General features: G+C 72.3%; 11 protein-coding genes. 2 read left to right on the plus strand and 9 right to left on the minus strand.

Annotated elements, in window-relative coordinates; all coding sequences use genetic code 11:
• Window positions 1-25 precede the first annotated feature (25 nt).
• The 5 genes from ACIBJG_RS05880 to ACIBJG_RS05900 all read right to left on the minus strand — a co-directional run bounded on the left by ACIBJG_RS05880 (window position 26) and on the right by ACIBJG_RS05900 (window position 6289).
• A complete protein-coding gene (locus tag ACIBJG_RS05880; RefSeq protein WP_399304308.1) occupies window positions 26-1774 on the minus strand; it encodes an alkaline phosphatase D family protein in 1749 nt (582 codons plus the stop codon).
• Window positions 1775-1903: 129 nt separating this feature from the next.
• Entirely contained in the window at window positions 1904-4096 is a 2193-nt protein-coding gene (locus ACIBJG_RS05885) for a permease (RefSeq protein WP_399304310.1), read from the minus strand.
• Window positions 4096-4779 carry an ABC transporter ATP-binding protein gene (locus ACIBJG_RS05890; RefSeq protein WP_399304312.1) on the minus strand — a complete coding sequence of 228 codons (684 nt, stop codon included), beginning with the start codon at window positions 4777-4779 and terminating at the stop codon, window positions 4096-4098. Before ACIBJG_RS05890 ends, ACIBJG_RS05885 begins: the two co-directional genes overlap by 1 nt.
• Window positions 4780-4874: 95 nt before the next feature.
• Window positions 4875-5222 carry a hypothetical protein gene (locus ACIBJG_RS05895; protein ID WP_399304314.1) on the minus strand — a complete coding sequence of 116 codons (348 nt, stop codon included), beginning with the start codon at window positions 5220-5222 and terminating at the stop codon, window positions 4875-4877.
• Between the two features lie 422 nt (window positions 5223-5644).
• Window positions 5645-6289 (minus strand): HNH endonuclease family protein, encoded by a 645-nt coding sequence (locus ACIBJG_RS05900; RefSeq protein ID WP_399304316.1) that lies wholly within the window; start codon window positions 6287-6289, stop codon window positions 5645-5647.
• Window positions 6290-6595: 306 nt separating this feature from the next.
• Between ACIBJG_RS05900 and ACIBJG_RS05905 the strand changes: the two genes are divergently transcribed.
• On the plus strand, window positions 6596-7357 hold the full coding sequence (locus ACIBJG_RS05905; protein WP_399304318.1) for an ABC transporter permease: 762 nt from the start codon (window positions 6596-6598) through the stop codon (window positions 7355-7357).
• Window positions 7358-7376: 19 nt separating this feature from the next.
• Here ACIBJG_RS05905 and ACIBJG_RS05910 read toward each other — a convergent pair whose 3' ends face one another.
• Both ACIBJG_RS05910 and ACIBJG_RS05915 read right to left on the minus strand, forming a co-directional pair.
• A complete protein-coding gene (locus tag ACIBJG_RS05910) occupies window positions 7377-8039 on the minus strand; it encodes an HAD-IA family hydrolase (protein WP_399304320.1) in 663 nt (220 codons plus the stop codon).
• A 223-nt stretch (window positions 8040-8262) separates the two neighbouring features.
• Window positions 8263-9363: a peptidoglycan-binding protein gene (locus ACIBJG_RS05915; protein WP_399304322.1), complete on the minus strand. Its 1101-nt coding sequence runs from the start codon at window positions 9361-9363 to the stop codon at window positions 8263-8265.
• Between the two features lie 136 nt (window positions 9364-9499).
• On the opposite strand from ACIBJG_RS05915, the gene ACIBJG_RS05920 reads away from it, so the two are divergent.
• A complete protein-coding gene (locus tag ACIBJG_RS05920) occupies window positions 9500-11566 on the plus strand; it encodes a DHA2 family efflux MFS transporter permease subunit (RefSeq protein WP_399304324.1) in 2067 nt (688 codons plus the stop codon).
• Window positions 11567-11603: 37 nt separating this feature from the next.
• On the opposite strand, the gene ACIBJG_RS05925 is transcribed toward ACIBJG_RS05920, so the two are convergent.
• Together ACIBJG_RS05925 and ACIBJG_RS05930 are read right to left on the minus strand one after the other, a co-directional pair.
• On the minus strand, window positions 11604-12080 hold the full coding sequence (locus ACIBJG_RS05925) for a GNAT family N-acetyltransferase (RefSeq protein ID WP_399304326.1): 477 nt from the start codon (window positions 12078-12080) through the stop codon (window positions 11604-11606).
• A gap of 126 nt (window positions 12081-12206) precedes the next feature.
• Window positions 12207-13304: a DUF2330 domain-containing protein gene (locus ACIBJG_RS05930; RefSeq protein ID WP_399304328.1), complete on the minus strand. Its 1098-nt coding sequence runs from the start codon at window positions 13302-13304 to the stop codon at window positions 12207-12209.
• Window positions 13305-13326 lie beyond the last annotated feature (22 nt).

Genomic DNA, 13326 nt, shown 5'->3' on the forward strand with positions numbered 1-13326 from the left:
GTAGACCTCACCAATACTTGCAAGTTCAACGTTTTGTCGACTGGCTGAAAGTTGGCGGGGCATCATCGGTCAGCGTGCGGTCGAATGCCTGCTCCAGCACGGTTCCTGTCCTCCTCGACTTGGCCTGAACCAATGACAGCGCGGCTTTCCGGCCACTCAACGTGAGCGTCATCAGCTGATTGCCGAACCACGGCCCGTCCGTCCTGTGCCACCGCATCGACGGCGTTCCGGTGCGTCCGTGCCGCGCCAGCAGCCGGCCGAGCAGCCGTCCCGCCCGGCTCCAGGCGAAACGGAAGGCGGCCCTGAGCGGAGCGGGGATGGAGTTGTGCACGGGAGAGCAGGTCAGCTGCAGCACGCGGGCCGTCGGCGTGCCACCGGGGGAGGGAGCGGAAGGCAGGGGCTCCGCGATGTACGCGTGATGCACATCGCCCGACAGCACGCATACCGTCGCCGGTGCCTCCGGCGCCTCGGCCACCTCCCGGATCAGCTCCGTCAGCTGCCCGAACGATTCGGGGAAGGCCGCCCAATGCTCCAGGTCGGAGCGCTGTCGCAGGTACTCGCCGACCCGCGCCCACCGGCCGTCGGCCCCGCCCCGCTCGCCCCGGCACAGCGCGGCGCTCCACTGTTCGGCGTCATGGATCAGGGGCGGCAAGAGCCACGGCAGCGAGGTGCCGATCAGGAGGTGGTCGCAGGAGCCGGGAGCGGACAGGGCCTCCTCCCGCAGCCATTGGGCCTCCTGGGGGTGGAGCATCGCCCGGTGCTGTTCGTCGAGCACCCGGGCCGCGCGGCTGTCCACCATGAGCAGCCGTACTCGGCCGAAAATGCGTCGGTAGCTCCAGCGGGTGCGGGTGGGGTCGGCGGCGGCCCCGGCCGCGAAGCGGCGCACCGCCTCCGTGGCGTCCGGGGTGGCGTGCACGGCCGCGTGGAGCGGGTCGGTGGCGAGTTCGGCGGGGGAGAGGTTGCCCAGGTGCTGGTAGACCCAGTACGACATCAGCCCGCTGACGATCCGCTCGTGCCACCAGGACGTGGCGCGCATGCCGGCCAGCCAGGCGGCGCTGGTGTTCCAGTCATCGACGACGTCGTGATCGTCGAAGATCATGCAGCTGGGCACCGTCGAGAGCAGCCACCGCACCTCGGGGTCGCGCCACGACTCGTCGTACAGGCAGGTGTACTCGTCGTAGTCCGCCACCTCCGCCCCCGGCGGCTCGTCCAGATCACGCCGGGCCGCCAGCCTGCGGCGGGTCGCCTCCGAGGTCTCGTCCGCGTACACCTGGTCGCCCAGGAGCAGCAGCACGTCGGGGCGTTCGGCACCGGGGTCGGCGGCGAGACGGGCGGCGAGGGCGTCCAGGGCGTCCGGTCCGACGGGGTCGCTCCGGCCAGGCAGATGACCGCCGCCGGGCGGCGCCGCCCAGCGGCAGGAGCCGAACGCCACCCGCACCGTCCCCGGCCCGGCCTCCCTGCCGCCGTCCGCCGCCCCGGGTATCGAGGGAGTGGTGATCGTGCTCGGCGGGAACGGGTACTGCTCGGGCGGCCACACGGAGCGGTCGTCGAGCAGTACCTCGTAGGCGGTGGTGGAGCCGGGTGTCAGGCCGGTCACCACCACCAGGGCGTAGTGGTGACCGGCGACGGCGAAGGTGCGGGACGAGCCCGACGCCCCGTCCGCGCACCGGACTTCGGCCGTGCACGGCCGGTCCGCCTCCACCCAGACGGTTGCGGTGGAGGCGGTCTCCCAGTCGACGTACCGCAGCAGTGGTCCCAGGCGCAGCCCGGCCATGTGAAGCTCCTCGCGTCGTTCCGTACCGGACGGTCCCGGTGGGCGGTTCCGTACGGTGCATGCGTACGGCGGGTTCGTACCGTACGGAACGACGGGGGAGTGCGGGGCGGTTCCGGGGCGGACGTCTCCTCAGTCGGCGGCGGGCCTCCACCGTTCGGCCTCGCGGGCTGCCGCGCGTGCGCCGAGGAGCCCGACGGTCAGGGAGACCGCGGCACACGCGGAGACACCGGCTGCCAGGACGGTCCAGGACACGGAGCCCTCCTTCACCAGCGCGATGAAGAACACCGAGTGCCAGGCGGTGACCACACCGGTGAGGACCGTCGCTATGAGCAGGGGCACGGTGAGGTGCCAAGAGGTCACGGACCGGAACACGTGGCGGCGGCCGGTCAGGACGGACAGCGGGGCGAGAGCGTGGCGGATCCGGACGAACTCCGCCGCCGCGCTCACCGCTCCGGCCACGAGGACGAAGAGGACGCCCGTGATGCCGAAGAGCTGAATCCAGTTCGGCAGGCGGGAGCGCGAGGACCCGAGCCAGTCCCCTCCCAATGCCGTCACCTGGACGGAAGGGTTGGAGAGCGTGAAGGCGGCCTGCTTCACCGCGGCGAGCTGCCCGGCGGCGGCGGTCACGACGACGAACGACTGGGTGCCGTCCGCCGCCACGTCGATGCGGGGAACGGTGACGAAGTCGAAGTCGCCGTACCAGCGGTGCATTTCCTCGACCTGGGCGTTTCCTGCCGGGGGCGTTGCCGCGCCGCTTCCTGCCGGGGGTGCTGCCCCGCCGCCGTCGCACTCCACGCGCAGTACGCGCAGATCGCGGCAGGTCCCTCCGACCGTGATCCACGGCTCCTCGGGCGGGCCGGGATCATGGAACGTACGGGTCAGCAGAGCCGATCCCGTCGGCAGGGAGGAGCGGAACCGGTCGGTCTGAGCCGGGGTCATGCCGCTGGGGGTCACCTCGATCACGGTGTCCTTGATCCGCTGGTGCGTGGCGACGGCCGCTTGCGAGTGAACCCCCAGCCTGCTGGTCCACACCTGCATCTGGGCGACGATGCCGATGCCTATCACCATCGCCAGCGCGAGGCGGACGATCACACCGGGGTGCGCGTGCGTCCATCGCCCGCCGATCAGACGGCCCGGATGGCCCCTCCGCTTCCCGCTGTCGGCGATCCAGGAACCCAGGCGGCGGGTGAGGAGGGCCACGACGGAGGACAGGAAGGCCCACATCACGACGGTTCCGGAGGTGAAGACGACGAGCTGCGCCTTGCGGGGCACGTACTGACTGGTCAGGACCAGGGCGACGCCCGCACCGCACAGGGCCGGGCGCCATGCCGGAACCCGGTCCCCGAAGGTGGTGGGGCGGGTGGACATGCCGTCCCGCCGGACGCGGTGCGTGCCCACCACGAGGGCGAGCACGACCAGCAGGGACACCACGACCGCGGCGAGTGCCATGGGCCAGGCGCCCGCCACGTCGCGGCGGTCGAGGAGGTATCCGGTGGGCGCCAGGCGTGTGCTGTGCAGGGACGCGACGACGTACGGGACGAGCGCGGTGAGCGAGCCCAGTGCGGCCGGGACGGCCGCTTCGCCGATGTTGACGATCATGCGGTGCCGCCAGGTGCCGCCCAGCGCCTGGAGGAGCCCGCTGCGCCGGTCGCGGGTACGGGAGCCGACCCGCGCGGCGACGACGGCCAGGGCGAGGGCCGGCAGTCCGGTCAGGGCCCACAGCGCGAGGAGGGGAGAGGTGATGGCCGGTTGGTCGACCATCTCTCCCGTCGCTCCGCCATTGCTGCCGAAGGCGGAGACGGGCCACCATCGGCGATCGTTCGTGGCTGCGTCATCCGGTACGCGGACATAGGCGATCCGCTCGGAGGGAGTGACCAGGCCGTCCGCGCCGATGGTTCCGGCGAACCGCCCGTAGCGCGTCAGGACGCCCTCCCCGGCCCCGGTGCGGACGAGTTCGGGAGAGAGCAGGACCTCGCCCGGCTCCGGCCAGCGGGTGACGCCGGCGGGAACCGGGGCGTCGGCGGTGAGCGGCCGCACGAAGACGAGGGAGACGGGCCTGCCGCCGACGGAGTCGCCGCCCTGCCGGTACAGCAGAGGGGCGTCGGTGTGCTCGCCGAAGGCGACCACCGGCCCCCTGGCGTCCGCTCTGGTCTCCCGGCCGTCGAAGGTCGCGACCGTGGCAACGGTCGCGAGGACGACGAAGGCGACGGCGGCCGCGGCGCCGAGCAGGCCCCACCACCGCAGGCGGTCGCCCGGCGTGGAACGGCCCGCGGCGAGCCCGATCCTGAGCAGTGTGGACGCGGTGCGGATCCGGTCGCCCATCAGAGGGCTCGCGCTTCGGCCAGGAGTCCGCCGCGCAGTTCGTGGCGCCGGTCGGCGCGGTCGGCCACCGAGAGGTCATGGGTGACGACCAGCAGGGCGCAGCCCCGGTCCCGGGCCGCGGTGAACAGGTGTGCGGCGACGGACTCCCTGGCGTCCGGGTCGAGGGCGCCGGTCGGTTCGTCGGCGAGCAGGACGGCGGGCTCGGTGATCAGGGCGCGGGCGACGGCGGTCCGCTGGCGCTCGCCGCCGGAGAGCATGCCGGTGGGGGTGGAGCCGGTGGGGACACCGAGCTCGCCGAGGAGTTCCTCCGCCCGCCGGTACGCGTCCTGGTGGCGTCCTCCGTCGAGCAGGACCGGCAGGGCGACGTTCTCCACCGGGCTGAGTTCGGGGAGGAGTTCGCCGAACTGGAACACCATGCTCAGCGTTTCGCGGCGCGCCCGGGCGAGCTGTGCGGATCCGAGTCCGGTGAGGTCCTTGCCCGCCGCGCTGATGCTGCCTGCCTGCGGTTTGATCAGGCCGAGGACGCACATGAGGAGGGTCGACTTGCCCGACCCGCTCGGGCCGGTCACGGCGACGGACTCGCCCCGGGACACGGACAGTTCCACGCCGTCGAGGAGAGTCCGCCCGCCGACCCGGTAACGCAGGTCGCTGACATGGAGTCCTGACAGGTCATTCCGGTCCACAGAAACGTGCCTCTTGTTCGTTGGCCCTGGAAACGGGGGTGCCGCACCAGCCCTGGCCGGCCTGGTGCGGCAGTCGTGCCGTGAGGTGTTCCTCCCTACGGGAACTTCCAGCCCGAGCAGTCGTCCGGTGCGCCGTAGTTCTCGTCGCAGACCTTGAACTCGTAGATTTCTCCCCCGTCGGCCGAGTACGAGGTGGTGCCGGGGCCGCTGTGGTTCCACAGGGTCTTCTTCGACCCCACGTTGCTGAGCCGGTAGTACTCGGCCTTCACCGGGTCCCCGTCGCTGCTGTTGTCCTTGACGGCGATCATTCCGCGGTCGTTCTTGGCCGGAGACCAGCCGTGCGCACCGCCGGCGTAGGCGTCCACGGCTGCCACCGCCGAGGCTGTGGGTACGGCCACGGCGAGGGTGAGCAGTGCGGCTGCAACGATGGTCGTGCGGGTCATTCGTTCGTACTCCTTCAGCCGTTGATGTCGAGGGTGCGAAGGGGCGTACCGGCTGCAGGGCATGCCGCTGCCGCCGGTACGTCGTGCACCTCTGATGTCTCCGGGCCGGAGCCCCCCCAACGAGACGGCTGATTTATCGCACAACTGTGCGTGGGTCAACAAGAGATGACTGGAAGTATCCCGCCCGGCCCATGGCCGTTCGCGGCTGTCGGGTCATGCGCGACTTTGCTGCGTGTGCGCGGGGTCGCCTCCGGCCGGCCGGCAGAACCTGGCGACGTCGTGTACGTGCCGCCGGAAGGTGATCGACCGGAAATCGCCCTCGGAACGCGGGACTCCGCACCGCCGGAGAGAGGGGGTGCGGGACTCCGTACTGCCGGCGAGGCGGGGGCGGCCGGGCCGGCAAGGGCCCGGCCGCCGGGTGCTCAGCAGCCGTTGAGTACGGACTGCAGGGCACTCTTCTCGGCCGAGTCGACGCTCAGGTCGTAGTAGTGCTTCACGTGCACCCAGGCGCGTACGTACGTGCACTTGTACGCGGTGCGCGAGGGGAGCCAGGTCGCGGGGTCCTGGTCGCTCTTGGACTGGTTGACGTTGTCCGTGACGGCGATGAGCTGGGGGCGCGTCAGGTCGTTGGCGTACGCCTGCCGTTGGGCGGTGGTCCAGCCGGAGGCGCCCGAGCGCCAGGCCTCGGCGAGCGGGACCATGTGGTCGATGTCCAGGTCGGATGCGGCGGTCCAGGTGGCGCCGTCGTACTCCGAGTACCAACTCCCGCTGACGGCTGCGCAGCTGGAGTCCTGCGAGACGTTCGTTCCGTCGCGCTTCAGGACGACCTCGCGGGTGTTGCAGGCGCCCGACTGGGTGATCCAGTGGGGGAACTTGTCCCTGCTGTATCCGGTGGACGAGCCCTCCGCCTTCACGGTCAGCTCACCCAGATACGTGCGGGCGGTGGAGGCCGAGACAGGGGTGGGCATGGCTGCCTGGGCGGTGGGGGCCGTGAGCAGTCCGGTGGTCGCGGCGAGGGCGGCGGAGGCGGCGAGTACGGCTATGCGACGCGCGTAGACACGTGACATGTGAACTCCCTGGATGTGGGGGTGTGGTTGAACGGCCCGTTCGGGAAGCGGCCCGGCCATCGTGGCGGCGCCAGGTTTCCGTGGGGTGGGCGCCAGGTAACAGAGTGGCGACATGGGCACGTCACATCAAGGGGTCTGACGAAGAGGTTCGGGTCGCGGGGGCGTACCGGAGTGCGTGCGCGGGCGTACGGAACTGAGGGGGCGGCAGTTCCGTGGAGTGGGGCGTGGGCCGGAACGGGGCCGACCTGCCGCGGGTATTCCGGGTCGTGGCGGGGGACCGGGCGCCGGCGGTCCTATGGTGGCGGCGTGCTGCTTCCGGTCAACATCACGCTCGGCGTCGTCCTGGCGCTGCTGCTCGCGGCGGCCGCCGCGATCGCCTCGGTCGCGTCCCTCGGCCGCTCCCGCGAGATCCTCGTGGCCGGGCTGCGGGCCGCTGTCCAGCTCGCCGCGGTCTCCTCGCTCATCGGCTGGGTGGTCCACGCCCTGGCCCCGATGTTCGCGTTCATCGCCCTGATGTACGCGGTGGCCGTGTGGACCGCGGGCCGCCGCGTCACGGGAAACCGCACGTGGCGGTGGGTGGCCGTGCCGATCGGGGTGGGGGTCGCGCCGGTGGTCCTCGTGCTGCTGCTCACCGGCCTCGTCCCCGTCCGGGGCATCGCGCTGATCCCCGTGACGGGCATCCTCATCGGGGGAGCGCTGACCGCGACGGTGCTCGGCGGCCGGCGGGCCCTCGACGAACTGACCACGCGGCGGGGGGAGGTGGAGGCGGCGATGGCCCTCGGATTCCTGGACCGGGACGCACGGCTGGAGATCGCCCGGCCCGCGGCGTCGGACGCGCTGCTGCCGGGGCTCGATCAGACGCGCACGGTGGGGCTCGTCACGCTGCCCGGAGCCTTCGTGGGCATGCTGCTGGGTGGCGCCTCACCGGTACAGGCGGGCGCCGTACAACTGTTCGTGCTGGTGGCGCTGATGGCCGTACAGGCCGCGGCCGTCGCGACCGTGCTGGAACTGGTGGCGCGGGGGCGGCTGCACCGTGACCCGGTGAAGGGGGCGGACGCGGGGCGCTGAGGCCTGTACGGGTGGCTGGTCAGTGCTCGTTGATGTGCAGCACGACCGAGCCGTCCGCCGCCGCTTCGACCCGGATCCGCGTCAGGTCGTCGACGTGGGCGTCGGGGGAGAGCGCCGCCGCGCGCGGGCCCACGCCCACGACGCGCATGCCCGCCGCCCGGCCGGCCGCGATGCCCGCCTCGGAGTCCTCGAAGACGACGCAGTCCGCCGGCGCGAAGCCGAGTCCGGCCGCGCCCTTGAGGAAGCCCTCGGGGTCCGGCTTGCTGGCGCCGACGCTCTCGGCGGTGACGCGGAGCTCCGGCATCCGCAGCCCGGCCGCGGTCATCCGGGCCCGGGCCAGAGCCAGGTCGGCGGAGGTGACCAGGGCGTGCGGGAGCGGGGCGATCGCGTCCATGAACGCGGGGGCGCCGCCGATCGGGACGACGCCGTCGGTGTCGGCGGTCTCCTCGGCGAGCATCAGCCGGTTGTCCGCGTAGTTCTCCTCCATCGGGCGGTCCGGGAGGAGCACCGCCATGGTGGCGTAACCCTGCCGGCCGTGGACCACCTTGAGTGCCGCCTCCGGGTCCAGACCCTGGCGCAGCGCCCAGCGCCGCCAGCAGCGCTCCACGACGGCGTCGGAGTTCACCAGAGTGCCGTCCATGTCGAGGAGGAGTGCGCGGGCGGTGAGGGCGGTGGCCGGCATGGGCGGGCTCCAGAGCGGGGGGAAGCGAACGCCGCGGGGAGAGGTGCGGCGCGGGGAAGAGAACAGCGGGGAAGAGAACAGCGGCAAGGAGAACCGCGGGGAAGCGAACAAGTGGCCCCCGCTCGCCGGTCAGGGTGTGCGCGCGGAGGCCACTTTGTTCCACCACGATACAAAAACCGGGCTGCGAAAGCCAATCCCGGCCCCGGGGCGGCCCCCGGGTGGGTCAGCGATGCCCCCGCCCCGAGGTGGCGCCTTCCAGTACGCGCCGGGTGGCCGGGCCGTAGACGCCCTCGGGGTCGCCCTGGATGTTTCTCCATATCTGGTACTCGCGCACGGCATTCCTGACCCGCTCCGAGTACTCGTCGTCGATAGGGCCGTTCCCCAGCACCCAGGCCTCCTGGAGCCTGCGCTGGAGTTCGGCCACCTCCGGGCCGGAGTCCCCGAGCTTCAGTGTCGGGCCGCCCTGGGGCTGGGCGGGCGGCGCCACCGCCGCAGGGTTACTGCTCCCCGCCGTGGCCGCCGGGGACGACGCGGCGGCCGACCGTGACGCGGACGCCGACGCCGACGCGGAACGGGACGCCGAGGCGGACGTGGACGGCGACGCGGAAGTGGACGCGGACCCCGAGGCCGAAGCGGACGGCGAGCCGGACGCCGACCGCGAGGCCGACGGGGAGGCGGATGCCGAGGGCGACGGCTCGACGCCCTCCTCGGGCAGGCTGGCCACCGTGGAGGGCAGCGCCTGGTCCAGGTCGGCCTCCTTGTCCCCGTCCCCGTTGAACAGCCCGCCGACGAAGGCCGCCGTGCCGACCACCGTGACGACGGCCGCCCCCGCGACCAGCGCCGCGAAGGGCCGCCGGCGGCGCGGCTGCACGGGGTCCGGGCCGGTCATGAGGAGTGCGGTGCCGGCGGGGCCCTCCGGGTGACCCGGGGCCATCGCGTCCGGCAGCGGGCCCGGGCCCGCCGGGTCCAGGAACAGCGGCATCGTCGTGGCGGCGTCCCCCGGCTGCCCGCCCGGCGTGTGTCCCTGCTCCTGCGACGGGCCGGCGGCCTGCGCCGCGTCCTCGCCGCCCAGCGTCACGTACGGCCGGATGCGCAGCGGATCGAAGTCCTCCGCCGCCGCCATCTGCGCCGAGCGCTCGGCGTGGTGCTGCTCCGTGATGCGCTGCTGCTCGGCGGCCCGCTCCTCGTCGCTGAGGTGGTGCTGTGCGGCGGGCTGCCGCGTGAAGGCTGCGCCGCCGTGGGCCGGTCGTGCCGCGCAGGCGCAGCCCGGGCCGGTGTCCGGTCTGTTGTCCGTACCGCACTCCGGGCATATATGTCCGGTCATTGTGGGTCCCCTCCCCTTGAACTGCCTGCGATTATGCAGCCCGCCGCCGGGAAGCCCAATCATGGAGTGCCTCGGCAGGCCATAACGAGGCAGAACGGACAGGATGGGGGAAGCAGCGGATCCGAGGAGATGTTCTATGGCCCAGCAGTTGAGCCCTCCGGCGCAGGGCCCCGGCGCCGAACGCTCCACGCGGTCGGTTCTGGTGGCGATCGGCGCGCTGCTTCTCGGCATGCTCCTCGCCGCACTCGACCAGACGATCGTCTCCACCGCGCTGCCGACGATCGTCAGCGACCTGGGAGGTCTGGAGCACCTGTCGTGGGTGGTCACGGCCTATCTGCTGGCGTCGACCGCCGCGACCCCGCTCTGGGGCAAGCTCGGCGACCAGTACGGGCGCAAAAGGCTCTTCCAGATCGCCATCGTCATCTTCCTGATCGGCTCGGCCCTCTGCGGCGTCGCCCAGAACATGCCGCAGCTGATCGGCTTCCGCGCCCTCCAGGGGCTCGGCGGCGGCGGTCTGATGGTGCTGTCGATGGCGATCGTCGGCGACCTCGTCCCCCCGCGTGAACGCGGCAAGTACCAGGGCCTCTTCGGTGCCGTGTTCGGGGCGACGAGCGTCCTCGGACCGCTTCTCGGCGGCTTCTTCACCGAACACCTCAGCTGGCGCTGGGTCTTCTACATCAACCTGCCCATCGGTGTCGTCGCCCTCGTCGTGATCGCCGCCGTGCTGCACATCCCGGTCCGCCGGACGAAGCACACCATCGACTACCTCGGCACCCTCCTCATCGCCTCCGTCGCCACCTGTCTGGTCCTCGTCGCCTCGCTCGGCGGCACCACCTGGGCCTGGGGGTCGGCGAAGATCATCGGCCTCGCCGTACTCAGCGTGGTGCTCCTCATCGCCTTCGTGTTCGTGGAGCGGCGCGCGGCCGAGCCCGTCCTGCCGCTGAAGCTGTTCCGGATCAGGACCTTCAGTCTCGTCGCGGTGATCAGCTTCGTCATCGGCTTCGCGATGTTCGGCGCGATGACCTACTTGCCGACGTTCCTCCAGGTGGTGCACGGCATCACGCCGACCATGTCCGGCGTCCACATGCTCCCCATGGTGTTCGGCCTGCTCATCACCTCGACCCTGTCCGGCCAGCTCGTCAGCCGTACGGGCCGCTGGAAGGTCTTCCCGATCCTCGGCACCGGCATCACCGCCGTCGGCCTGCTGCTCCTGCACCGGCTGACGGAGACCAGCCCCACCTGGGAGATGAGCATCTACTTCTTCGTCTTCGGCGCGGGACTCGGCCTGGTGATGCAGGTCCTGGTCCTGGTCGTGCAGAACGCCGTCTCGTACCAGGACCTCGGCGTGGCGACCTCGGGCGCCACCTTCTTCCGCTCCATCGGCGCCTCGTTCGGTGTCGCGATCTTCGGCACCATCTTCACCAGCCGGCTCACCGACAAGCTGGGCTCCGCGCTCGCCGACCGGCCGCTGCCGCCCGGAGTCAGCGCCAAGGGGCTGGCCGCCGACCCGCGCGCCATCGGCCAGCTGCCACCGGTGCTCCAGCAGCCCGTGCTCAACGCGTACTCGACGTCGATCACCGATGTGTTCCTGTACGCCGCCCCCGTCGTCCTGATCGCCTTCCTCTTCGCCTGGCTGCTCAAGGAGGACAAGCTGCGCGGGTCGGTGACGGCCCCCGACACCACCGAGACCCTGGCGTCGAACCCGGTCGAGCGTTCCTCGTACGACGAATGCGCACGCGCCCTCTCGGTCCTCGCCACCCGGGAGGGCCGCCGCGAGGTCTACGTGAAGATCACCGAGAAGGCCGGCTACGACCTGCTGCCGGCCGCGAGCTGGATGCTGCTGCGCATCAAACGGCACGGCACCGTCGAACCCGCCCGGCTCGCCGACGTCGCCCCCGTACCGCTGCGGGTGGTCAGCGACGCCGCCCGGCAGCTGGAGGAGCGCGGCCTGGCCCGCCGGGTGGGGGTGCAGATGGTCCTCACCGAACCGGGCGCCGAGGCCGTGGTGAAGCTCTCGCAGGCCCGCGAGGAGTCCCTGGCCGAGCTGCTGGGCGACTGGTGGGGTCCGGACCGGCCGACCGACCTGGTCGCGCTGGTGTCCGAACTGACGGAGGAGACCAGCGGGTCGAGCAAGGAGCGCCCCCACAGCCCGGCGCCCAAGCGGGACCACGCGGCCGGGCACCCGCACCAGCCGCCCGCCTGACTGTTCCCTTCGGCGTCGGGGCCGGGCGCGACCGGCCTCACAGCTCCTTGGCGAACCAGTGCTCGGCGTACGTGCGGCGGTGGAAGGCCGGGACCTCGCGGTAGCCGTGCTTGGCGTACAGCCCGCGCGCCTCGACCAGGTCGTTGCGGGTGTCGAGCCGGATCTGCCGTACGCCGACCGCCCGCGCCAGGCCCTCGACGGTCGCGAGCAGCAGCCCGCCGCCGCCCGTGCCGCGCGCCTCCGGACGTACGTAGACCCGGGTCAGCTCCGCGATGCCCGCCTCCGCCACGATCAGCCCCGCGCAGGCCGCCGCGCCGCCCCCGAAGCGGCCGACGACGAACTCGCCGGTCGGCGGTACGAGCAGCTCGGCGCCGTCGTCGGTGAGCCCCTCGTCGATCTCCTCGGCTGTCGCGGGCCGGTCCCAGTAGCGGCTGGCCACCTCGTCGTAGTAGTCCCGGCGCAGCAGGGCGGCATCGGGGGAGTCGAAGCGTTCGGGGGTCACGGTCCACGTCATCAGGTCATTCTGGCGGGCCCCCGACTGTAGGGAGAAACGATTTGCGCCCGGCGGCGCCGTGAGGGCCGCCGTCCCGCGATTCACCCTGCGTACGCACGTCCAGGCCCCCCGGCCCGGGCCCGGCTCTCACCTCAGCGGCGGCGGCACGGTGACCGGCGGCGGCGGAACCACCGGACGCCGCCGCCGGGCCCGCAGCACCAGCAGCAGAGCCACGGCCACCACCACCGCCCCACCGAGCAGCGACAGCACCCAGGCCGGGGCGCCGCCCACGGTCAGCAGCTCGTCCCGGTAGTACGTGGTCCGGTACGGGGTGTCCGCCGAGGCCGCCCGCAGCTCATGGTCGCCGTCGATCAGCTCCGGCCGCGGGAACGACTGGTCGATCGCCGTGACGAACACCGGCTTCCCGCCCGTCAGCGTGTTCAGCGCCGGGTACGCGCCCTTCTCCTCCCCGGCGTCGACCCGGCCCGCGTACGTCACCTCGGGAGGCCGCCCGCCGATCGCGCTTCGCGGCTCCATGCGGTGCGCCGCGAGCACGTACAGCCCCAGGGACTGCGGCGTCGCGGCCAGCCGGGACAGGCGCATGGGGTAGACGAGACGGTCGCTGGCGAAACGCAGCCGCAACGGGTCGAGCGTGCCGCCCAGCGGGCCGCCGGACTCCCGGGGAGCGAGGCGCACGGCCACGTACTCCCACTTCTGCTCGACGTAGGGGCGCAGCGCCGTCGAGAGCCGGTCCGGCAGCTCGAAGCCGTTCTCCTTCAGCCAGCCCTCCAGCGCGGCGGGGTCGCTCGCGGCCAGCCGGGCCACGTCGAACGGCCCGAGCCGCTCCCGGCCCACCACCTCGACCGGGGCGGCGGCCGAGGGAGCGGCGGCGCCGTCCCCGGACCTGTGACCCGAACCGCCGAACGGCCAGTCCTTCGCACGTGGCCAGAAGTAGTGCCGTGTGGTGGTCACCGGGGCCGTGAGGGTTTGGAGCTCGGAGAAGAGTGAGGCGTCACCGAGCTCGACCGTCGCGCGGTGCGGTACGGGCATGATCCATGCGGCCTCGGGGGCGTTCCCGCGTACGGTGAACCGCATCACGATCTGCTCGGTACCGCCGTCCCAGCCGACGACGGACGTCTCCCGGTCGACCAGCACCTGCGTGTTGCGGTTCACGACCATCGCCCCGCAGCCACACGCGTACGCCGGCGCGATCAGCGACCCCAGCTGAGCCGAGAGCACCAGCATGACCAGGGACAGTGCGCGCAGT

Source organism: Streptomyces sp. NPDC050422 (assembly GCF_044458665.1).
Classification (GTDB): Bacteria; Actinomycetota; Actinomycetes; order Streptomycetales; family Streptomycetaceae; genus Streptomyces.